This window comes from Gemmatimonadaceae bacterium (genome assembly GCA_040882285.1).
Taxonomy (GTDB): Bacteria; Gemmatimonadota; Gemmatimonadetes; order Gemmatimonadales; family Gemmatimonadaceae; genus JACDCY01.
In genome coordinates this window covers 64,488-87,213 of the sequence record JBBEBQ010000007.1, presented here as the reverse complement: position 1 = coordinate 87,213, position 22,726 = coordinate 64,488, and the positions used below count along the sequence as shown (strand labels likewise).

20 protein-coding genes are annotated in these 22,726 nt (G+C 61.1%); 14 read left to right on the top strand and 6 right to left on the bottom strand.

From position 1 onward, the window contains the following. Nucleotides 1-55: 55 nt before the first annotated feature. The 7 genes from WEA80_04475 (at nt 56) to WEA80_04445 (ending at nt 6,432) form a co-directional block, all read left to right on the top strand. A complete protein-coding gene (locus WEA80_04475) occupies nt 56-862 on the top strand; it encodes a hypothetical protein (GenBank protein MEX1185822.1) in 807 nt (268 codons plus the stop codon). Nucleotides 863-969: 107 nt separating this feature from the next. Continuing rightward, complete coding sequence (locus tag WEA80_04470; GenBank protein MEX1185821.1) at nt 970-1,545, top strand: HNH endonuclease signature motif containing protein; 576 nt, start codon at nt 970-972, stop codon at nt 1,543-1,545. Between the two features lie 159 nt (nt 1,546-1,704). After that, complete coding sequence (locus WEA80_04465; GenBank protein ID MEX1185820.1) at nt 1,705-2,310, top strand: hypothetical protein; 606 nt, start codon at nt 1,705-1,707, stop codon at nt 2,308-2,310. Between the two features lie 100 nt (nt 2,311-2,410). Beyond that, nucleotides 2,411-2,701, top strand: a complete 291-nt coding sequence (locus WEA80_04460) for a BrnT family toxin (GenBank protein ID MEX1185819.1) — start codon at nt 2,411-2,413, stop codon at nt 2,699-2,701. A gap of 2 nt (nt 2,702-2,703) precedes the next feature. Then, a complete protein-coding gene (locus WEA80_04455; protein MEX1185818.1) occupies nt 2,704-2,934 on the top strand; it encodes a BrnA antitoxin family protein in 231 nt (76 codons plus the stop codon). A gap of 241 nt (nt 2,935-3,175) precedes the next feature. After that, a complete protein-coding gene (locus tag WEA80_04450) occupies nt 3,176-4,915 on the top strand; it encodes an AAA family ATPase (protein MEX1185817.1) in 1,740 nt (579 codons plus the stop codon). After that, nucleotides 4,912-6,432, top strand: coding sequence for an ATP-dependent helicase (locus WEA80_04445; protein MEX1185816.1), 1,521 nt, complete (start codon nt 4,912-4,914; stop codon nt 6,430-6,432). Before WEA80_04450 ends, WEA80_04445 begins: the two co-directional genes overlap by 4 nt. A 103-nt stretch (nt 6,433-6,535) precedes the next feature. Here WEA80_04445 and WEA80_04440 read toward each other — a convergent pair whose 3' ends face one another. From WEA80_04440 to WEA80_04420, 5 genes are all read right to left on the bottom strand, one after another. Then, nucleotides 6,536-9,118, bottom strand: coding sequence for a DEAD/DEAH box helicase family protein (locus tag WEA80_04440; protein MEX1185815.1), 2,583 nt, complete (start codon nt 9,116-9,118; stop codon nt 6,536-6,538). After that, complete coding sequence (locus tag WEA80_04435; protein MEX1185814.1) at nt 9,115-11,244, bottom strand: DNA methyltransferase; 2,130 nt, start codon at nt 11,242-11,244, stop codon at nt 9,115-9,117. Before WEA80_04435 ends, WEA80_04440 begins: the two co-directional genes overlap by 4 nt. Nucleotides 11,245-11,817: 573 nt before the next feature. Then, nucleotides 11,818-12,396, bottom strand: a complete 579-nt coding sequence (locus WEA80_04430; GenBank protein ID MEX1185813.1) for a hypothetical protein — start codon at nt 12,394-12,396, stop codon at nt 11,818-11,820. An 18-nt stretch (nt 12,397-12,414) separates the two neighbouring features. Beyond that, nucleotides 12,415-13,542 carry a helix-turn-helix domain-containing protein gene (locus WEA80_04425; protein MEX1185812.1) on the bottom strand — a complete coding sequence of 376 codons (1,128 nt, stop codon included), beginning with the start codon at nt 13,540-13,542 and terminating at the stop codon, nt 12,415-12,417. Nucleotides 13,543-13,561: 19 nt separating this feature from the next. Then, entirely contained in the window at nt 13,562-13,861 is a 300-nt protein-coding gene (locus WEA80_04420; protein ID MEX1185811.1) for a type II toxin-antitoxin system RelE/ParE family toxin, read from the bottom strand. A gap of 467 nt (nt 13,862-14,328) precedes the next feature. Here WEA80_04420 and WEA80_04415 point away from each other — a divergent pair, with 467 nt between their 5' ends. From WEA80_04415 to WEA80_04385, 7 genes are all read left to right on the top strand, one after another. Continuing rightward, nucleotides 14,329-15,054, top strand: a complete 726-nt coding sequence (locus WEA80_04415) for a hypothetical protein (GenBank protein ID MEX1185810.1) — start codon at nt 14,329-14,331, stop codon at nt 15,052-15,054. A 122-nt stretch (nt 15,055-15,176) separates the two neighbouring features. Further along, on the top strand, nt 15,177-15,860 hold the full coding sequence (locus WEA80_04410; GenBank protein MEX1185809.1) for a DUF4145 domain-containing protein: 684 nt from the start codon (nt 15,177-15,179) through the stop codon (nt 15,858-15,860). A 164-nt stretch (nt 15,861-16,024) separates the two neighbouring features. Beyond that, nucleotides 16,025-16,252: a hypothetical protein gene (locus WEA80_04405; protein ID MEX1185808.1), complete on the top strand. Its 228-nt coding sequence runs from the start codon at nt 16,025-16,027 to the stop codon at nt 16,250-16,252. 1,384 nt (nt 16,253-17,636) lie between these two features. Next, on the top strand, nt 17,637-17,882 hold the full coding sequence (locus tag WEA80_04400; GenBank protein ID MEX1185807.1) for a DUF4926 domain-containing protein: 246 nt from the start codon (nt 17,637-17,639) through the stop codon (nt 17,880-17,882). 31 nt (nt 17,883-17,913) lie between these two features. After that, nucleotides 17,914-20,769 carry a pitrilysin family protein gene (locus WEA80_04395; GenBank protein MEX1185806.1) on the top strand — a complete coding sequence of 952 codons (2,856 nt, stop codon included), beginning with the start codon at nt 17,914-17,916 and terminating at the stop codon, nt 20,767-20,769. Between the two features lie 149 nt (nt 20,770-20,918). Continuing rightward, a complete protein-coding gene (locus WEA80_04390) occupies nt 20,919-21,143 on the top strand; it encodes a type II toxin-antitoxin system HicB family antitoxin (GenBank protein ID MEX1185805.1) in 225 nt (74 codons plus the stop codon). Nucleotides 21,144-21,155: 12 nt separating this feature from the next. Further along, complete coding sequence (locus tag WEA80_04385; GenBank protein MEX1185804.1) at nt 21,156-21,341, top strand: type II toxin-antitoxin system HicA family toxin; 186 nt, start codon at nt 21,156-21,158, stop codon at nt 21,339-21,341. Nucleotides 21,342-21,496: 155 nt separating this feature from the next. On the opposite strand, the gene WEA80_04380 is transcribed toward WEA80_04385, so the two are convergent. Continuing rightward, on the bottom strand, nt 21,497-22,663 hold the full coding sequence (locus WEA80_04380) for a hypothetical protein (protein ID MEX1185803.1): 1,167 nt from the start codon (nt 22,661-22,663) through the stop codon (nt 21,497-21,499). Between the last annotated feature and the right edge of the window lie 63 nt (nt 22,664-22,726).

Genomic DNA, 22,726 nt, shown 5'->3' with positions numbered 1-22,726 from the left:
CGTTAGGCGTCATGGATAAGAGACGAAGCAACCGCCTTCGCAGGACTCTCAACGGATGACCAAGCCCAAACATACCGGACATAGAGAAGCTGACGCGCACGAGCTCGCCTACTTCATTCGTGTCGCGAATGAGTCCGGGGCCGAGGCTGAAGCAGAGCTTGAGGAGCCTCTAAGTTTCTTGAGCAACATAGACCGCCTGTACGTGGACTTCTTTGGCGAGGCCGGAGGTATCCGCCCCCCGACAGCTGGCATACTTCTTCTGAATGCCCATGCCTCACTCCGAGCGGCGATAAGACTAGCTCTAAGCGGCCAGCTGCTCCCTGTTTATATGGTGCTGCGGGGTAGCATCGAGAGCGCCCTTTACGCGCACGCGATGGTGGTTAACCCGGAACTGCAAGATGTCTGGTTGAATCGGGGTAAAGATGGTGAGTCGCGCCAGGCCTGCCGCAACGCCTTTACCGTCGCAAAGGTTTTTCGATACCTAGAGCAGGCTCATGAGAAAGAGTTCTCCGATGGCCTGCGGGATGTCTATGAAGCTACGATCGATTTTGGAGCTCACCCGAACAGCCAGTCGATCATAAGTAGTGTCCGGATCGAAGAACTGACCTCCGGTAGCCACGCCCTGGACTTCGCGTATATCCATGGTGTCGGCTCGTTTGAGCTGCGGCAGGCGCTGGTGGCCTGTGCTGAAAGCGCGCTTGCAGGGTTCTTTGTTGCGCTTCTTTCGTTTAAGAACCACCCTCGTCTTGTCATGTTGAACGAGCTGGCTCTAGAACTTCAGGGGCGTGTGCCTTCGTTTATTGAGGGCCTGGAGCTTGACGCTCCGACAAATGAGAAGGTCAAGCCGCGAGTGCAAATTTGATCGGCAATGACCAAGAGCCTAGCCATCGGTTGAGCCGACGTGGTCGCCGAGGCGGCGCCCACCCAGCTCAACCGTAACATTGGCGTGACGCAACCGAGTTGGTCTTAGTGCCAGCTGACCGCAGTGCTATCCTTGCCAAAGTCTGCGCAGCGCTCGATACCGGCGACCGCGAAGCTGCCGCTAATCGGGTTCGTCAGGACTATCCCTTCGAACCCGTTGCCGCCATAGAACGAAAGTACGGGGACCTCGAGGCCACGAGAATATTCTTTCGCGACGGATTTATTGACCGTTATGCTGGCACGCGCCTCGTCTTCCCAGGCGTCCTCCGAGTATTGTCCGCCGAGCTGCCCGAGGACTTCCCGTTCCATCCCAACTGGAAGATGAGTGAGACGCACGAGGCGTTTTGGGAACTCTCGCCGACTATCGACCACATCATCCCGGTCTCCCGCGGCGGTCGCGATGATGCGGCCAATTGGGTGACGACATCCATGAGGCGGAACAGTGCGAAATCCAACTGGACTCTCGAGGAACTTGGCTGGGCCCTATGCCCGGCAGGCGCACTTCATGATTGGGACGGACTCACCTCATGGTTTGTCCGGCACGTGGCTGCCCACCCCTCACTATTGCAAGTCGGCCTGATCGCACGCTGGAATAGGGCCGCCCTTGATGCAGGCGCACGCTGACCCCGCGTGGCTGCTATCGGCGCTGGTGTAAGGAAGCGACCTTGCTCGCTCCGCTCGCTGGCCGCATCTATTATGACGTCCCGCCGCAGAACGCGATTCCGTTAGAGAGCCGGCTACCCATGTCGTTCAAACTTGCCTAGACAAAAACATCTTAGAGGTGTGATTCCGCCTGGCTGCGTCAATCAGGGCATTCTGCTCAAGGCTCTCATTCGAGACTGCGCTCATGTTCCAGCCCCTAACCCCGGAAGCTATGAAGTCAGCTATCCCGAGTTTCTCGAATACTTCCGGGCGGTTCCGTTGTTAACGAAGCATCATCTGATAATTGCCGCGAACTTCTCATACGGCTGGATGCCCACCATTCTCGATTTTCGCAGTGACGCGTACGAGGGTGCGGTCGGATATCTCGAGCGGGCCCGCCAATCGGGCGACCTAAAATCGCATGAGCTGTTCGCATTGTCCCGACTTGTAAACAACTCGATGGTCGGCGCATCAAAGCTTTTGCATTTCGCTTCGCCAAGTCATTACGCTATTTGGGACTCACGTGTGGCGAAGTATCTTGGTTCAAGCCTCATTCTCGGCGATCGGTCAGGAGAGCAGTATGCCGCATACAACGACTGCTGCCGTTCTATTTGCGGTAGGCCTGAGGCAAGCACGGTTGCGGATCGCGTAGGGGAAGTCATCGGCTATCGTGTGCATCCCATGCGCGCCATCGAGCTTGTGATGTATCATGGCGGCGTTGCTAAGCGGTCCTGCTTAGATCAATGAATGCGAGGCAGCTTGCCTGCCGCGTCCGCAGCTTACCGCAATACACCATCCATCGACGCTCAACCTTGCGTCATATGTACGTTGTACGTACATTTGAGATGTGGCAGACCTCCGCTTCGAATGGGATCCCCAGAAAGCCGCGGCCAATCTCCGCAAGCACGGTGTCTCGTTCGAGGAAGCTGAGACCGTTTTCAGCGACGAGCACGCGCTCCTGCTCGACGATCCTGATCACTCAATCGAGGAAGACAACTTCATCCTGATTGGAGTGAGTGCGAAGCTGCGGTTGCTGGTTGTTTGTCACTGCTACCGTGAAGGAGACGAGGTGATCAGAATCATCTCGGCTCGGAAAGCGACCCGGACTGAACGCCGCCAATACGCGGAAAGGTGGTGAAAATGCGCAAGGAATATGACTTTTCGAAGGCACGGCCGAATCCCTATGCGAAGCGGCTCAAGAAGCCGGTCACTATTCGGCTCGATGCTGCGACGATTGCCTACTTCAAGCAGCTCGCCGCAGAATCAGAGATTCCTTATCAAACGCTTATCAACCTTTATCTGCGGGACTGTGCAATGTCTGGACGCCGCCCCGCGTTGAGTTGGCGACCGTCACGTGCGGGCGCTGCTTAACGACGCGCTGCACCCGTCAGCCGATGCCGGGGCTCGACTCGGAAGCCTTCGACTTCCAAGCGGCTTCCGGATCGTTCGCTGCCGTACGCAAGCTTCTGATTTCACGCGGGCTCCAGCCTAGGCGAACCTTCGGGAGGAGAACTGTTGAATCTTCGCGGCGTTCGGTGTACCTAGGGCGATGAAGAATTCACAGCCAGCTCCAGAGCCACCACCGCCGACGGCGTCGCCGCCGTTGGTTCCGGTGATCTACGAGCTCATGATCACTCGGTTCCGAGGGATCAATTCGCTCACGTGGCAGCCGGCCAAAGGCGTCAACCTCGTTCTCGGTGGTGGCGACGTCGGCAAGAGCACGATACTCGACGCGATTGGTCTTCTTCTCAGTCCAACCAACGCGGCGAACCTGTCGGACACCGACTACCACCTCCGTGATGTCGCTGCGGAGTTCGCAATCGAGGCGATCATGTCGCTTCCCCTGGAGGGCATGGTCAATCAGCAGGTCAAGCCATCGTGGCCATGGGCGTGGAACGGTAGCACTGCCGTCGTCCCCAACATCGAGGACGACGGATCCACGGCATCAGAGGCGGTGTACCGCGTTCGCGTTCGCGGAACTGCCGAATTGGAACTCGTTTTCGAGATCGTGCAGCCCGACGGCGCGGACGATCATTTCACCGTCGCGTTGCGTCGGTCCATCGGTCTCGTGCGCTTGGGCGGTGACGATCGAAGTGACCGTGACCTTCGGCTGGTGCAGGGATCCGCCCTCGATCGTCTTCTCTCCGACAAGGCCCTCCGCTCGCGTATCGCGAGCGAGCTTGCGAAGACGGACGTCCAAGATCAACTGGCGTCAGAGGCCAAGGAGGCGCTGGGCGAACTGGATAAGGCCTTTGGGAAGGAGAGCCTGCCGACTGGTCTGGATGTTTCCATCACGGGCGGGCCAGGAGCATCCATCGCGTCGTTGATTGGTCTGCGGGCAAGGAATGCCGGCGTTCAACTGCCGCTTGCGAGTTGGGGGGCCGGGACCCGTCGCCTCTCGGCGTTGACCATCGCGGAGCAGAACCAGGGCGAGCACCCGATACTGCTTGTCGACGAGGTAGAGCGTGGCCTCGAACCGTACCGGCAACGGATGTTGCTCAGAAAACTCCAGGCGGGAAGGTCGCAGGCGTTCGTCACCACCCACAGCCCGGCCGCGATCTCAGCGGCTTCCGAAGCGGCGCTATGGTACGTCGATCACGATCAGAGAGTAGGGCCGCTCGCCGCCGCGAAGATCGCGAAGCACCGTGCCAAGGACCCCGACATGTTCTTGGCGCGCATGGCGATCGTTTGTGAGGGCATCACGGAAGTCGGGTTCGCGACCGCTCTGCTCGAAGCCGCTCTCAGTTCCTCCCTCCAGCAGCATGGCGTTCACGTCAGCGATGGCGGGGGGAACGACACGACACTGGACCTCTTGGAGGCATTGGCTGAGGGCGGGCTGAGCTTCGGAGGTTTCGTCGACGACGAAGGAACGCACCCGGACCGTTGGAAGGCGGTGAGAGCGGCGCACGGCCCGCTGCTATTTCGATGGGCTTCGGGTTGCATCGAGGAGAACATTCTTCGCGCCGTCGCTGACGACCGACTCGAGGCGTTCCTGATCGACCCCGATGGCGAGGAGACTGGCGCACGGCTTCGGACCTTGGCCGATCGCATGAGCATGGGCGACGAGAAGGGCTTCGCAGCCCTTCAGGCGAAGGCGGGTGCGGCGTTTCGAGACTTGATCGTTGCCGCGGCAACGGGCGCAGTGCTGGCCGGAGTTGAGGATCGTGAATCGAAGAGAATACACAAGGCGCACGCACGTTGCTGGTTCAAGAATAACGAGGGCGGTCGGGAACTCGCGAAGAAGACGTTTCAGCTCGGGTGCTGGCCAGCGGTCAGCGGAGAGCTGCTTCCATTCTGCAACGCGATACGCCGAACCGTGGGGCTTGATGATGTCCCTGACGTGCAGCTGTGAGCGATGACAGCGTTCGTGACGCGCTCAGGGCCGATCATGCGCTCGTGGTCGTCGAGGCGCCGGCCGGCTGCGGAAAAACGCACCAAGGTGCGGACTACGCGCGGGAACTTGTTGATCGCCTCGGCCATGGCCGCCCGCTGATCCTGACGCACACACATGCGGCATGTTCGGTGTTCGCCGACCGCACCAAGGGGGCCGGCACCAAGGTGGAAATCCGCACCATCGACAGCATCATAGCGAACGTCGCCGCCGCGTACCATGTCGGCCTTGGCATTCCTGCTGATACCGCAGCCTGGGTACGCGGGCAGGACGAAGGTTATGCGCTGCTCGCGCAGAAGGTGGCGTTGTTACTGGCGCGGTACCCGATGATCGCATCTGCGCTGGCGCGGCGATATCCAGTCGTGATCTGCGACGAGCATCAGGATTCCAGCGGAGATCAGCACACGATCGTGATGGCGATGCTCGCAGCTGGTGCAAAGGTTCGCGTCTTCGCCGACCCGATGCAGTCGATCTTCCGGGACAAGTCCGTCGCCGGGTCTAACCCACAGTGGGACTGGGCTGCCCTCCGGGCAAAGGCTCACGCTTGCGACGAACTCGATTTTCCACATCGGTGGAAGGAGAGCTGTCCCGATCTGGGTATCTGGACTCTCGCCGCGCGACGGAGCCTTCTGAACGACCACCCGATCGACCTCCGAACGGGTTTGCCGTCGAGTCTTGATGTGGTAGTGGCCGAAAACCGAGCGCAGAGTAATCTTCAATATGCTTTGTCCAAGGGAGATCGCGCGCCGATTGATCGGTTCGCTGATGACGACACATCGCTTCTGATCCTGACGCGTTACAACCAGACGGCGGGATCTTTTCGCGGGTTTTTCGGCCGCCGCGTTCCGCTCTGGGAGGGGCATACGAGGTCAGCATTGGAGACCCTCGTAGACGGCATGAATGCCGCGAAGGGAAACAGCGCCGGGCTTGCGGACACGATCGTCTCGTTCATGGGCAAAGTGGGGAAGGGATTCAGCCCGTCGTCGTTCGGAAATGCCTTTGTGCAAGAGGCAACGGAGGACTGCACGAAGGCGCGCAAGGGGAAACCCGCGACGATTCAATCCTTGGCACGGTACCTCGTTGATGATCCGAGCCATCGCGGCGTTGCCAAGTGTCTCGCCCGCATCGCCGAGCTGAGGAAGGCGGACGCGGCATTCGCGGATGTCGAGATTGACCACCACAGCGAGTTCCGCGACGCCATCCGGCTGGGAGATTACGAGGATACTTATGAGGGGCTGGCCGAGATCACGCATCATCGGACGTACACGCGGCCTCGACCACCGAGAAAGGCGATCAGCACTATCCACAAGGCGAAGGGTCTGGAGTGTGACAGCGTGATCGTGATGCCCTGCGATGCGCAGACCTTCCCCGGCATCCGCGAGGCCAGGTGCCTTCTCTACGTCGCTCTCAGCCGCGCGACGAAGCGGCTGATGCTCGTCGTCTCACGCGAGAAGCCATCCCCGTTGTTCCTCATGTAGGTCAACCTTCTGCATCCTTCTGCTGATCGTCCGGCGAGGTTTGTTGAGGTGCGAGCCCGCAGCTGGCTCACCACCTGAGTTTATGGTGTGTTGCCGACGGTGCCTAGTCCGGGTAGTCCTTGGCCAAAGCCCCTTCGTAGAGAGCGCGCACTTCACGCGCGTCCTCGATCGCCGTCCGAACATCCGCCCGCGTCAGATCGAGCACACGCAGCTTTCCCTTTACTTCCGCGACAGCTTCAACCCGCCTGAATACATCGGCATGCGCCGCGGCGTAGCGTGCCAGTCCCTGTAGCTTCGCCAGAGCGTCCGCCCAATCGATGCTGTGCGGATCCACGATGTCCACCACGATTTTGCCCTGCGAATCCTCGGCGAAGAAGAGGAAGTCCGGCCGCATAATCCTCGTGTCGTCACCATCCGCGTATGCGACACCCAGTGAATCCTGCGTGGGCCGACCGGGATTACGGTACCAGAACCTGAACCCGTCGCGCTCCATCTCCTCCTTGAGGACGGCCTTTTCCCACTTGTTCAGCTCGGCGGGAAACATCTCCCGCTCGTCGCAGAGGAGGTGATTCTTGTAAGTCGGCAGCTTCGTTTCGCTGCCATCCTTCTCGCGTGCCGCGGTAGCCTCCCAGCGTGACACTGGCTGGGCGAGATCAACATCCTGCGGCTCGCGGCTCAGCGCTCTGATCTCACGATAAGCTTCCTGCCGGTCGTCAGGGAGTTGTTTTATTTTGTCGCGGTACTTGTTCAACCAGGCGTCGGCGAGCTTCGTAGCCTCGGTATTGAAGTACACATCGACGTTCTGCATAAGGCCCAAGGCGCCGATGTCCTCGCGTGCCTCGATCAGCGCATCCTCGAAATCGTCTGCCGCCTCTGGCTTCTGCCGCGCGCGGTGCTCCGTGTAAGTGCGGGCGATGTCGGGGCTGATGATGCGCGCTGTCCGGCGGTAAGCGTCGTTGAACACGGCTGCATCCGCCTCCGTCTGGAATAACCGCGACTCAGTTTCACCCTCTCTGACGTGAAGGACAACCGTTCGCCCCTCGACTGTACTAACCGATTCTCGTTTGGACCTGAAGCCGTACGGATCAGTTTCGATGAACGCATCCAGAGCCTTATGCATCGCCGCATGTGCCTTCTGACCCGCGCCTGGCAACAGGCCATCCATCGCCAGCTCGTGCGCGAGCGCGGTCAGGCGCTTCGGCGGCTTGGCGCCGAGCTGCGGGCGCGTCTGCGACGGCAACGTCGTGAACTTCTCCCAGATGGCTGCATCTGCCTCCGGGTGGGGCGTCATCTCGACGGGATTGATCAGCACGCGTCCAAACGGGGGGACTTCGCCTCCGCCCTGCATCAACGCATCTACGACTCTCCTAACCGTTTCCTCGTCGAAGAATGGCAGCAGGCAGTCCACGGAGTTGAGGCGGTCGTTGCCCGGAATGCGCCGCGCGAGAGGTGTACGCACCATGCGGCCCAGCAGTTGGGTGATGTGGGTGGGATCTTTAGCGGGCCGGAACGACACCATCACCTCGGCGCGCGGGCAATCCCAGCCGGTGCTGATGGCGTCCTTGGCGAGGAGTACGCGCACCCAGGTCGCGTCCTGTACGCGCTCAGGTGAGATGTACGGGACGGTGTGCCTGCCGAAAGTCTGGGTGGTGTGCTCGCCGAACACGTGCGCAACGCAGTCTTCAGGAAGATCCGGCCACGCCTGGAAGATGACATCGAGCCATTGCCCGACGGTGTTGTGATTCGGAGTGTTCGGCACCTGAAGGACCATCAATGGGACGACACTCTCGCCGCTCTCCTGCTCCGTAGCGTAACGTGCCCACTCGGTGGTGGAGTCCCTGAGTTTTTCCGTGGCGCGGCGCAGCAATACCGTATCGAACTGACCTTCCTCGTCAGGAATGTCCACGACGATGGTGTCTTTCAGCAGCCCTGAGTCCTGTACCCTCGCTGCGTCCACCTCTACGCCGGGCAGAGTAGTGCGTCCTTTTGCGCCCTCCATCGCGCTGGTGAACCGCTGGACTGTGGCGGAAATGCCGAGCACCACCGGAATACCCGGCACTCCCTTCTCGCCATTGATGAGCCGCTTCACGAGCGTCGTCTTCTCCGCCTCCGCCGCCTTCGTGCGTTTGCCCATTCCACGGTGCGCCTCGTCGAGCACGAGATAGAGCGTGAGCGACGGGTCCTCGATGGTGTTGCGGATGGTATCCCAGATCGTGTGCGCGCGAGTGTCGGCACGCATCTCGGGAAATGCATCCTGGTCTTCGCCCTCATCGAACCCGCGGACGAGCAAACTCTTTTTGCCGAGCTTCTGAGTGTTGAGGAAGTAGATCTTCCCGGCCTCGAAGCGCGGGCGATGGAAGCTGTTGTCTACAACGACCATGTCTGTGTTACGGAGCCGATCAGCCGACGCCATCAGGCGAAAGCGAGTCTGCTCGTTCAGGGACGGATCGTCGCTGAACCAGATGACAACCGCGCCAGGGTCGGCGTCGAAATCGTAGCTGTCGTCGCCATGAAAGAGCGCTTCGAATACCGCCGCCGCCATGACGGTTTTGCCCGCACCTGTTGGCGCGGTGAGAGAGAAGGCGTGGCGTTCCTTGTCCTCGTGCCACCGCTTGCGCGCCTTTCGCACACTGGCGAGGATGTCGCGGACCGCGTCGTCCTGGTAGTCCTTGAGGGTGACCTTCATACTTCGCTGCCGTTAGCGAAGGCGAAGTTGGTCAGGTAGGACTCGTAGAGGCGCACGGCCTCAACCGCTTCGGGCAGTCGGCGCGCGATCGCCTGGAACCGCCGCTCGTCGTCGGTGACGATGTAGGCGACGCGCAGCTCGCCGGCTTTGCGCACGGCCTTGAGGAATAGCGTTGCCTGATCGAGCTCGGTAAGCAAGCCGTAGTTATCCGCCACGTCCCAGCCGGCGTCAGGAATTTTCTCGATGCGCCGCCCGCGGCTGCCGGATCGCATCCACAACAGCGGCGCGATGCGAGCGAAGGCAATGTGGTGGCTGACGGCGACGGGACTCTCGTAGGTGAGCGTGAAGAACTCGGCATTCTCCTCGAAGCCCTCGGCCATCGGGAACTCGTCGGTGAACTTGTAGTCACCGTTTACGGATTCCCCTTCTGCAGTCCTCCCCGTGATGGCGGCGGCTATCCGAGGCTTGTTGATGTATTCGCTAATGCCCCACCTCTCCCAATCGACGTCTCCGGGGCGCAGGCCATGTTCACGGAGCGCTTTCTGTTCATCGGCAGCAACCTCGTTGTTCGTCACAGAAATGCTGCGTCGTCGGCCACCGTCTTGCCGATTCAGCCGCATTATTGAGTGAGCGGTTGTTCCCGATCCAGCGAAGAAATCAAGCACTAGCGCATCCCGCTTAGGCGCCACGAAAAAACGCAATGCGTCTTCAACGGCGTAGAGGGACTTCGGAAACGGAAAACGACGCGCCGGGAGTAGCGCGCTCACGATGTTTGTGCCGTATTCCCCCGCGTTGTGGGAGGAAATCCTCCACTGTGTGCCAGGTACGTAACCGCTCCCACCTTCGCTCGCTTCGGTGATGATCGAGCCGTCCGGACGATGCCCGGTAACACGATAGAAGCCAGCTTGTACCTTGGCTACTTCACCTTGCTTCAGATAGTAGATGGCTCCGACTTCTGGCTTCGCCGCTCGCACCATCCCGCGCGTGATCAGCTCACGGAGCCGCTTAGGTGCTACTTGCCAGTACCCATGGCTCCCATCGGCACGCGTGGGCCAAAGGGCCACTGTTCCCCTCGGTGCGTGCGTTTGTGGGACCTCCTCGAAGGGTATTGGTTCACCCACCTCGGCCACGCCCGACCCGTCGGTCTTCACATATATCGGATAAAACAGGCCCGGTCGATCCTCTCTCCGCACTTCTCCGCGTAAGCCGCGGCGGCGGAGTTGCTGCCAATACAATTCCGACGAAGCAGCCGCTTTGCCAGTTCGCCAGTCGTCAGGCAGCACAAGCTGCTGCGGGCCGGCCTTTCCAAAGAAGAGAAAGAACACGTACTCGTCGGTTCTAGCGAATGAGTCATTTCGAGACTGCCCTTTCGGGTTGATAAGGCTACTCACCATCTGTAGACGGGCCTCTGGGAACAGCTGCTCGAGCAGCAACCCCAGCCGGAGAAACTCTTTCTCGTCAATGGTGACGATCAGCACGGAATCCGCGGGGTTAAGCAGTTCCTTCGCGAGCAGTAATCGCCGCTCCATGAAGGCCAGCCATTTGCTATGCCGATAGAGATCGTCGCCCTCGACGTAATCGTTGTTGTATTTCCAGTCCTTCGCACCCGTGTTGTACGGCGGATCGATGTAGATCGCGTCCACCATGCCACGATGCGACCACGTCAACGCCTTGAGCGCGTGGTAGTTCTCGGCATTGATGACCGCGTGATGCGGCTTGTCCCCGCCGCGCTCCACCTTCCCGGTACTCACCAAGCCGGGATAGATGATGTCCTTAAACTCGGCGACAACGACGAGGTCTTCCACGGGTACTGACTGCGCTTCCGGCGCCGCCGCATCAAGCAGCTGCAGATCGGCCACCTTGCGCTTACCACTGGTGGCGATCCTCACTATCTGCCACAGGCGCTGATCGCCCTTCCGAGTGGACCCGCGCTCGGGCAACACGCGGACCTTGTCGCCCTTCCGAATCGGACGCAGCGGAAGCTCGACTGCCTCCGGTCGATGCCGCTCGAAATTCAACCCGAATGGCAGGCGCGACGACAGCGCCTTGAACTCTCGTTCGAGGTCCGCGCCCCCCTGCGGGTCCTTGGCCTTTGCCTGGGCAATCAGGTCAGTAAGTCGAGACACGTCCGCTCATTTTTCTTAGGGAGGACAGAAGCTGGCAGCGCCCAGCTGCCCGTGGGCAAAATAGCTGGTCTACAAGCGAGCCATCGCTCCGAGCTGCCTTGGCTCGCACTGCGCATATCCTGCAGGGCTGAAGCGGCGTATCAGGCTCCGCCTGTGTTTCTTCTAATGCTGACCTTCCCGTGAGTGTCTTGCGGTTGGAGTACATATGCTCGCGAGCCTCGACAATCACGACCCTCGGCGGACCACAGGGTAGTAGATCAGTTCAATCGTGCCAAACGGGCGGCGTGGATACGCAGTGACTATTTTCAATCCATGCCATGGAAACCGATAAGCGAGTCCGATACCGTCGTTGCCCGGCAATTCAAGGAGGTTGCCGCTGCCCTTATCGCGGCCCGCCATGCACTAGATCCGCGCGATCCGGTGCAGGGTCCGGTGTGGATGATGATTGACCGCGCTGAGGTAACCCTTCAAGGGCTAGCGAGCATTGTTGCTAGTGAAGAAGAAGTCTCAGGCTGAGCTCCGTCGCGACGTTTAAGAAACGTTTCCGCGTTGTTAGGTAGCGACGGGGGAGCGCTAAGACACTCCCCCAGTGCGATCGGACGGAAAAGAACCGCGAAGGGATGAAGGGCGGGACTGCTCACGCGGCCGCACTGAGCCCGCAACATCGGAAGGATCCTGGGCGAGCAACTGCTCAAGCTCGGTTGAATAAGGCAGACTAATACCGTCGTCGAGCAAGTCAGCGGCGAAATTCAAAGAGTACTGAATTGGCGCTTCGTCCGGATGGTTTTCGTTCCAGTCGATCACTGTTAGTACCTGAGCCTTAATCTCCCCAACGACCATTCGCCGACCGCGGGTCGCGTGAAGTTCGACATGCTCACGGCCAATTGTATCCCGCTGATCCCAAAGCCAACCCTGCTCGGTATCGAAAGCAACGTTCACGTGTATCTCGCGGCCATGCGCATCCCGCGTCTTCTCTGAGCGCATCGCGTCGGCTAACTCCTCGGCCGCCCGCGCTCGCGCTTTTGATAGATCGAGCTTGTAGCGTCCCGTATCAATTGCCCAATCGAGCATAGTTCGCGTCGAGGCAGGCGCATTGTCGTGTTCAGCGCGATAGTCATTCTTGATGCGGAGCAACTGTTGGATTTTTGTCATTGCTGGCACGGCGCCCTCCTAAAGACGAATCGTATGGCCGTATCCGTCCGTCATAGCGACCGGCGCTATGATGGGACGAACGCTTATCAAGAACCGCCTGAACCGTCGGTAATTAGCTGTTCGGCGTTGGATTTGACCCGCGACAAGACCAGGGTGGACGCCCATCCGGCTCGCGAAGTTTAGGATATGCTGCTCGCTCACAATCCGACCGTGCCGCATAACGAAGTCGGCCATTTCGACGGCGGGAACGCAAAAGTTTGCTGCTGCTGCATTTGCTCTCAGTTCCTCGGGTGAGACGCTAGTGGTTGTAACCTCACCCGTGTTGCTATCGATCATAGCAACCTCGCGTCCATCTCCGTTGAGGACATGTTCAATCTCGTGCCGGAGGACGAACCAAAAGTTGTCGATTCGGTCGAGTCGCAGGGACATTCCAATTACAGGGCTGTCCGCGTTCTTCCCAAGCCAAAAACACACACCGTCGATCTTTGACGATGGCACGTGCTCGACAACTACAAGCCGCACACCGCAATCATTCAATATTTTCGGAACGCGATTTATGCCGGATGGCGAACTCAGCAACTCACGAAGCTGAGGAATCGCGGCGCGAAGAGCTTTTTTCGAGTACTTCGGAAGCGTCATCGTCATCGCAAGTTGCTTAACCCGAAATAGCCAGGCTCGCTGCGCTCCATTGACGTCCTCTGGATAGCCTGTCTTCTTCGCAGCATACATCAGCCGGGGCTCTTCATCGATGTCATTGATGCCGAAGAAGCCCTTGATCTGGTTCTCAAGAACGACCGGATCCGACGAACTTTCGATCCAATGACGCAACACCATATCACGCACAGGGTACTTGCTCCGAAGCCGAGCGTGTCGCGCGATCCTTGGCGATGGCTCCTCTCGCGCGTGATGAAGTCGGTATGCCGTTTCCAGATTCAGCCACAACAGTGGATTGGTATCCGTGGCCGCGGCAATCTCCTTCGCGGTCGACGGTGTGATGGACGACTTGCCCTTGATGATCTCGTTTACCGTCTTGGGGGCGCGACCAGTGATCTCGGCAAAGTCGATCTGCGACCAGCCGCGATCATTGAGGATTTCCAGCAAGTAATCTCCCGGCGGGAAAGCAACAGCAGGAATTAGATCGTCCATCTGGCCATCCTCCGCGCGGTTAGTGGTAGTCAACAACTTCAATCACCTCAATTCGTTTGTTGGGTGCTTCTCCCGTAATTTCCACAATTAGGCGAAACTGGTCATTAAGGCGGAATGCGTGTTGGTGTGCGCGATCTCCTTTCAGTCTTTCAAAACCAAGTCCCTTTCCGAATGCGCGGAAATCCCGTTCATCGACTGCCCCCTGAATGAGCCAGACAACACGACGGAACCTCTCGATGACCGGAGCCGGAAAGGGCGCCTGTGCCGTGGGGTCCGTATAAAGCTGTCTGAGCGTCTTATCACGGATGCCGACCTCCATATAGGAGTTAATGTAGCTTGTAGCTTCCAATATAACAATAGTCCCATTAACCCCATAGGTTAATTTCGGCCTCGAGAAGCGGCAGTCGTACGACAACCAGCCCTACGGCCACACCTCGACTGTCATCTCGGAGAACCTCTACCCGGCGGGACACCCGTACAGCTGGGAAGTGATCGGCTCGCTCACCGATCTCGACCGGCCGGACCGGATGAGGGAAGGGCATTTCGGGCTCGTTACAGCTCTCCGTAGCGATTGCGCGAAAACATGCAGCGGACTTCCTGCAGCCTATTTCCGCTCTCCTGCTTAACGGTAACTGCGTAAGTGCATTCAGCTCCGGCGGTGCAGCGCGGCGCGCCATTTCGCCGTGGCGCGAAAGCCAGCGTCGGCTTGCTACGTTTCGCCGCTCTCCGCAGTATATGTCGGCAGCCTAATCAGAAGTTATGCGGACACGAGCCGGGAACTCTGGAATGAATGCTGACCCACGACAGATCGCGTCGCTGCTCTTGGCTAACCGCAACAGTGATGCGTCGTTCTGGCGCTGGCTTCAGCCCGGCCAGCCTCTTTCGCGCAAGGGGGCCAACAAGTTTCTCGTCGGCGCAATCCTTGACTATCAGATTCCTGCCTCCACCGCGTGGGAGAATGCGCGTCGGCTCGCGGAAGACATTCTCGGTGATCCGGAAGATCTGTGGCATGCAATCACAGCAGTATCGTTGGAAGAGTGGATGGCCAGGAAGACCGCGTATTCGCTGCACCGATTCCCGAAAGGTCACGAGCGCGTCTACACCATCGGGTGCCGAGTCGTCGCGCAGTACCAGGGCGACGCCCGTAACGTCTGGATGGGCGGATCGATCGAGGCGACTCTGTATCGCCTAAATGACCTTGGAGTTGGGCAGCAACTCTCGCGCATGGTGGTTGGCGGCCTGATAGATGCCGGCTTCCTCTCTGGCACGGCAGACGTCAAGGTGGACCGGCACGTTCGAAGGGTGCTCGGTCGACTTCTTCGGGGAGCGGAGTTCTCAACTGAGGAAACGTCGTCAGTTGTTGAGCAAACTCGCTCAATGCATCCTGAGAACCCGTGGCTTCTTGATCGTCCACTGTATTCCCTCGGCCAGTCCACCTGCCTTGCCCGAAACCCAGAATGCCCTTCGTGCTTCATGAGAACGGCTTGCAGCTATGCGCACAGTGCCGCATGACGAGCGCATGACGCTGTCGGCGCACCGGTTGCGGAATGCGCCTGCGCGCTGCGCGCGCTGGCGCTCTGTTGTAATGCGCTGCAGCTTACGCGCAGGGCGTTAGACAACTCTACGCCTGGCCAATGCCCACACAGACACGCGAAGGTCCGAAAAGCGATGACCAGGGCAAGGAGGTCCGACTATCGTGTTCGGCGTGCAACCGCGAGACGACCCACACCATCGTTCGCTCAGCGGAGTACGTCGGTAACTACGAGGACGGTGACTTCGGCGTGACGGGCTGGGACGAGTATCAGGTCGTCGAGTGCAAGGGCTGTCAAGCGATGAGCTTCCGGCATAGCAGCCGCGACACGGAAGACGCGAGCTACGACCCCTACACGCAGCAGGAGGTCCTGCACGAGCGCGTCGCGGTATACCCGCACCGCCTACCCGGGCGCCACACGATTCAGGACACGTATCTGCTTCCGCCAACGATCCGGCGCGCCTACGAGGAAACCGTGCAGGCCCTCGCTGCCGACATGCCGGTTCTTGCTGGCGTGGGGATTCGAGCAATCGTTGAGTCCGTTTGCAAGGACCGCGGTGCCCAGGGCATCAACCTCGAGCAGCGCATCGACGACCTCATCGCCCAAGGGGCGCTGACCAAGGCTGGGGCCGAAATCCTTCACAGCCTTCGGGTCATGGGCAATGCCGCTGCGCACGAAGTCAAGCCGCACTCCATCTCCGCCCTTTCGATCGCAATGGATGTCGTGGAGCACACGCTCAACGGGCTCTACATTATCCCGCAGCGCGCCTCAGCTCTACCGAAGTGAACGTAGTGAGGAGTCCGCCGCCACCCGTGCATGAGTTGTCTAACATGCGTTGGAGCTGTCGAACGCAGACCTGTCGGTGGCGGCGGCTTCGCGGCCGCATTCTTTTGGAGCGTTCGCAGTTCAACGCGGTTCGTTAGGCATACTACGACCAACTGGAGTATATGATGAAACCCTATCGCGATGTTGACGGAGATTCAGGTGTGGCCGCCTATGAGGATGGCGCAGGATACATCCGTGTGCAGTTCAAAGACGGGGCAGTCTACGAGTACACAGACGCAAGCGCGGGTGCGGCGAATATTGCGGAGATGAAGCGTCTCGCGACGTCTGGAGACAGCCTGAACGCTTTCATCAATCGGCACGTGCGCAAGTTGTATTCTCAACGTGTGCGATAGGAAAAAGTCGCAGTCGACCGTTCAAGGACCATTCGCGCTTCGCGCGCATTCTGCGCGAGGAAGCAAATTCGTCCCTATGCAGGCGGCGTTGACGCTGCGCCTGGCACTCACAGGAACCTCGCTATGACCTCGCGACTGTTGGTTGCCATCCTCCTCCTCTTCGCTGCGGGATGCAACCGGGATAGCGCGAGAACCCCGCCTGCTGCGCAAGTCGGCGATACGGGTTGGGTCTCGTTGCCATCCAGCCGAGACCCTGCTTGCACAGACTCGACATGGGTATGCGCGACGTGGAAGGATCAAGAGTGGCAGCGCCACTCAGTCTATCTGACTGGAACAGTCGCATTCGTCACGGTGCGGGCAATTGATGGCTCGTTCACCCAGCGTCTTCAGGTGTCGTGCCCGGCCGCGACCTACCGGATAGTTTGGGCGGGTTTAGCGGGTGCGTTCGACACTCTGTCCATGCCAGCTTGGATTCCTATGACGGATCGTTGGGAGCGCGCACTATGGAGCGATGTCTGTATTCGTGCCGGACCGGGACGCTGATCTTCAGGAAATGGCTTGACTGCAGGGACCCGTAAAGCGATAGTAATGTTGCGCGGCGATTTCCCGGCTTGACGGGCCGCGCATCGGAATGATCCGACAAACCGTCTAAGTCGCGATACTTCCCGCGACCATGCCTCGCGGGTTTTTTAATTTTTGCTGGTCGGCGCAACTGTATTTGCGTCCTGACAATTGAAAGGCAATGGCAGCCACTGTCCCGGCTGCCGACATGACGAGTGGCGGCTAGAGCACCGGCTCTGACCCGCCCGCCAGACCGTGATCCTTTACGGTGGCCCAGCCGGCCGGAGAAATCCGGAACCATGTGCGAATGGGACAGGAACGTCCTTCGAAAGGGTGTCTACATGTCAAAAGTGAATGCTCGCGGAAAGAATTCGCGTCCCCGACGCGACCGGCGAGTAAAACGTGAAGTGCCGGAGCCGTGCGACCTCCCGGGGATTACCGTGGTTTCGCCCGCCGAAGCTGCCGAGTTGGTTCTCCCGGAAAACCACATCCTTTGCGTCGGCGGTCCGCACGGTGGCGTACTGTATCCGCTTCCGTTGCTGAGGCTCAATTCGGAATGCGCGATCATCGCTGGCGAGAGCTATTGCTTCATGCGTGGATCCAAAAGGCGGGCAGACGGCTTCGCCGTCCTCTTTCTACAGTGGATGCCGAGGGTGTGAGAAGTGGCCGAGCCGCAGGCGAGCGGTATCTTCGGGCAAAAATTCATTGTTCGTGGTATTCTTCGGGGACCGAATGGCGGCTCTTTGGCCGTTGCGACTGTCTGGATCATCCGAGCTGGGGAAGAGGTGCCGCGCTTCGTGACGGCTTACCCAGGAGCTGCAACATGACTTTCCGCGAACTCGACACAGTGGTACTCGACCGCGACCTGCCGGAGCACGATCTCAGGCGCGGAGACCTCGGCGCAGTCGTGCATCGGCACGGATCGGACGCTTATGAGGTGGAGTTTGTGCGCGCCTCAGGACAGACACAGGCGGTGATCTCCTTGCAGGCCGCGGATATCCGATCCGTCCACGATGGCGATCTTCCCGCTGTCCGGGCCGTCCCGCCTCGGTCGTTCACTGCACAGTAGTCTCCGTGAATCCTCGCTCGAGCTCTCATTTATGACAATAAGAAAAGTGCTCCTCTCAGCGACGGCGGCTGCTCTCGCCGCCTGCGCAACTACGCCGCCGACGGCGCCCCCTGCAACCGCGCAAGCTCCGCGGCAGCTCATCCACGTCGAGCAGTTCACCCTTGCGAACGGGATGAAAGTCATCTTCCACGTGGACCGCTCGGATCCCGTGGTCGCCGTCTCGCTCAACGCGCACGTCGGCTCCTCGCGCGAGGTGACGGGACGCACGGGCTTCGCCCACCTCTTCGAGCATCTGTTCTTCCTCGAGTCGGAGAACCTCGGCAAGGGCGGGCTCGACGCGATGAGCGCGCGGATCGGCGGGTCGGGCGCGAATGGCTCGACGAGCCGCGACATCACGGACTACCTCCAGACGGTTCCGAATGACGCGCTCGAGAAAATGATCTGGGCGGAAGCGGACAAGATCGGCTTCTTCATCAACACGGTCACCGAGCCGGTGCTCGCCAAGGAGAAGCAGGTCGTCAAGAACGAGAAGCGGCAGTCGTACGACAACCAGCCCTACGGTCACACCTCGACGGTCATCTCGGAGAACCTCTACCCGGCGGGACACCCGTACAGCTGGGAAGTGATCGGCTCGCTCGCGGATCTCGACGCGGCGACGCTGGCCGACGTGCGGGACTTCTACCGCCGCTGGTACGTGCCGAACAACGTCGCGCTCGTGATCGCCGGGGATTTCGACACGGCGCAGGCGCGCAGATGGGTGGAGAAATACTTCGGCGAGTTCCCGCGCGGCGGCGACATTCCGCCGCTGGAGCCGCGACCGGCCACGCTGCCCGCGACGAAGAAGCTGTTCCACGAGGACAACTTCGCGCGCCTCCCGGAGCTCACGATCGCCTGGCCCTCGGTTCCGGCGCTGCACCCGGACAGCTATGCGCTGCAGATCCTGTTCGACCTCCTCACGGACGGCAAGGAAACTCCGCTGCACGCCACACTCGTGGACGAGCAGAAGCTGACGAGCGCGGTCAACGCGTTCGGCGACCACGCCAAGCTCGCGGGCGAGTCGTACATCTCGGTGCGCGGGTTCGCGGGCATAGACCTCGACAGAGTCGCCGCCGCCCTCGAGCAGGGCTTCGCGCGATTCGAGCGCGAAGGCATCAACGCCGCCGCGCTCGACCGGGCCAAGACCGCCCGCGAAGTGCGCTTCTACGACCAGATCGGGAGCGTGCTCGGGAAAGCGTCGCGCCTCGCGCGCTACGACCTGTACGCCGGGACGGCGGACTTCGCCGACACCGACATCGCGAGGCTCCGCGGTGTGACCGCGGCCGACGTGATGCGCGTGTATCGCGCGTACATCAAGGACGAGCCGTACGTCGCGACGAGCTTCGTGCCGAAGGGCGCCGTCGAGCTGGCGCTCGAGGGCTCTATCCGCGCGAACGTCGCGGAGGAGGCGATCGTCCAGGGTGCGGAGCAGGCGGTGGACGCGAGCGCCGAGGCGACGTACGCGCGCACGCCTTCGACCTTCGACCGGACTGTGGAGCCGCCGAGCGGCGCGAAGCCCGCGGTCGTCGTCCCGACCATTTGGACGGCGGAGCTGGCGAACGGAATGAAAGTGTACGGCATCCAGGACGACGAGCTGCCCGTCGCGCGCTTCGAGCTGGCGATCGAGGGCGGCAGGCTGCTCGACGACATCAGTCGTCCCGGCGCCGCCAATCTGCTCGCGCGGATGCTGCTGCGCGGCACGGCGCGGCGGACGCCCGCCGAGCTGGAGGACGCGCTGAAATCGCTGGGCGCGGATATCTCGATCTCCGTGCGCAACGAGCACTTCGTCGTGACGGGCCGGACGCTGACGCGCACCTTCGAGCAGACGATTGATCTATTGGAAGAGATCCTGCTCGAGCCGCGCTGGGACGCGGAAGAGCTGGCGCTGCAGAAGGCGGCGGTGACCAGTCTGATCCAAAGCCGGAAGGTTCAGCCCAACGCGATCGCCGCGCGCGCGTTCGACGTCGTGACGTACGGCGAGGGGCACATCTTCTCGCGCAATCCGCTCGGCACGGAGACGTCGGTCGCTTCGCTCACGATGGACGACCTCAAGCGCTTCCACTCGAACAACCTTGCGCCCAACGTCGCGAGCTTCCGCGTTGTGGGATTCGTGGAGCAGCCGCGCGTGCAGGCCGCGCTGCAGGATCTCGGCAGCAAGTGGCAGCGGCGGAGTGTGTTCATCCCCGTCTATCCCGCGCCGCAGGCTCCGGCGGCGTCAAAGATTTACTTCTACGACGTGCCCGGCGCGGTGCAGTCCATCTTCGCATTCGGTTATCCCGCGCCCGCGCGCGCGGACGCGGACTTTTATCCGGCGACCGCGATGAACTACATCCTGGGTGGCGGCGGCTTCGCGTCGCGATTCACCCAGCAGCTGCGCGAAGGGAAGGGGTACACCTATGGTATCCGCTCGGGATTCTTCGGCGGGATCCGCCACGGCACGTTCGAGATCACGAGCGGCGTCCGCGCCAACGTCACGCTGGAAGCCGCCGAGCTGGTGAGGCAGATCCTCGCCGAGTTCGGCCCGACTTTCTCGGAGGCCGATCTCGAGGTCACCCGGAGCGCGCTCACCAAGGGACGCGCGCGCACGTTCGAGACTCCGGCCGCGAAGCTCAACTACCTGGCGGCCATCGCGGACTACGGGCTGCCGGTGGATTACCCGCAGCGCGAGCAGGCGGTGATCGAGGGGCTGACAGTCGCGCAGGTGCGGGACCTCGCCGGCCGGTACGTACGGCCAGGTGCGATGACGTTCGTCGTCGTCGGCGACGCGGCGACGCAGGCGAAGCGGCTGGAAGCGCTCGGCTTCGGCGCGCCGGTCATGATCAACGACCTGGTGGGACGGCTGGACAAGTAGCGGGCATGCCGGATAGGTAGCCCGGCCCCAGACCCGCTGGGATCTCGTGACGGGAGGAGAAGCACGAGGCCCTATCGAACGCAACGTTGCGCAACGGAATGATTAGCTGTCCCAGCTGCGCAGCTATAATTTGAAGTATGGAGGCCGCTATGCAGTTCGAGTTTACCGCGATTTTCCGGGAGGCTCCGGAGGGCGGGTACGTCGCATTCGTTCAGGAATTGCCTGGAGCCAATACGCAGGGCGAAACGCTGGATGAAGCGCGGGAGAATCTGCGCGAGGCAGTCGGGATGGTACTGGCAGCGAACCGGGCTTTGGCAGAAGAGGACCTCGGGGCCGGGAAGGTCATCCGGGAGCGATTGCGGCTGCCGGCGTGAGCTAGGCCGGGTGTGAAGCGCGTTGACCTGATACGGCATCTGGATAAGCATGGCTGTCGTCTTCTTCGAGAAGGCGGTGGCCATTCGATTTATCTGAATCCGACGTTGCGCAAAATCTCAACCGTTCCGCGCCACCGCGAGGTGAAGGAACTCCTTGCGCGCAAGATTTGCCGCGACCTTGAGATTCCCGCACCGTGACGCGCACGACCACGTCGGCGGGACGTCACCCACGAGCTTCTAGTAGGCCCTGCGCGAAACCTGGAGATGGGCCCGCCGTAGGTACGGGCGTGCAGTCTTCCGCGGTCCCTGTGGTGCCGGGACAAGACGTGGCCTTTGCCAGCAGGATCGCCATGTCACGGTACGACGATACGCAGCTCGACCTCGGGGTAACCAGACGTCACGTAGCTGCCCCGCTCCAGCTCGGAATGAGGACGAAGCAGGAGCGAAGGCCTCCCCTCCAGATAGCGCCGGAAAAATGCGTCGAGATAGTCTGTCGCAATCTGATTGACACGCTCCGGCGCAAGTTCCCGGCGATGATTTTCGTGAAACGTGCGCGGCGCTGACGCGCCGTAGACCAGCAACAGGTCCGCAAACGACGCGTGCCACGCGCCATGCACGACTGCCTCGAAGACGATTCCTCCGTGGCCGGCGAGGTAGTCCCGCAGCCCGAGATCGGCGCGATTGTACCCCCCGATCATGCTGAGCAGCGGTTTGGTCACGAGCATCGGGCGGGCCGTCGTATCGTAGACGCTTCCCTCGATGGTTGCCGCCGCTCGAACTTCGCCGATGCGGGACAGCGCCTGGGCGGCAGCTGCACCGCCGAGCGAGTGCCCGAAGTATCCGATCCGGGATGGATCCACATGGCCATAGAGGATGTGGCTCGTGTCGCTGTTCCACCGCTGCAGCGACTTGACGAGGAAGGCCGCGTCGCTCACGAGCACGTCGACCGCACGCGTCAGCAGGGTGCCGCGCTCCGCCGGCGTATCCCACCGCGGCTGATCGAACTCCGCGACGGAGCCGTCGGCGAAGGTCGTGTTCACTTCCTCATGAGGATGGCTCATTGCCATGACCAGCCAGCCGCGACTGGCCAGGTCCTGCAGCATCGCCTGGTACGTCTGCACGGGCCAGCTGCGGCCGTGCGAGAACAGCAGCACCGGCAACCGGCCCAGCGAGTCCACGAACGGCAGGTTCCGCTGCGCGTGGGTCCGAACGTGGTGATGGAAGCCAGCGGGCAACCGCTGGTTCTCGGCCCACGCCTGCGCGGTCAGGGAATCCATGTAGGGGACGCGGTTCGTCACCGGGCCGAGTGCGGGATACCAGAGCTGGACGACGAGCCGCCGCGCACTGCCCGCGCGGGGTCCTCGAGTTTCCGACCTGCTGGAATCCGTCAGGTCGAAGCGTCGGTACCCCACGGCGTGCAGCCCCCAGGGCTCGGGCAGGGTGACCGTGCCGGTCGGCGGCGACGGGGCCTGCGCGCCAATCTTCATGAAGGCCGCCGTCACCAGCAGCGTCAGCGTCATGTGCTTCATGGTCGCAAACTGCGATAACGCGCGTCGCCTGTCTTGTACCGGATCAACCTCGCC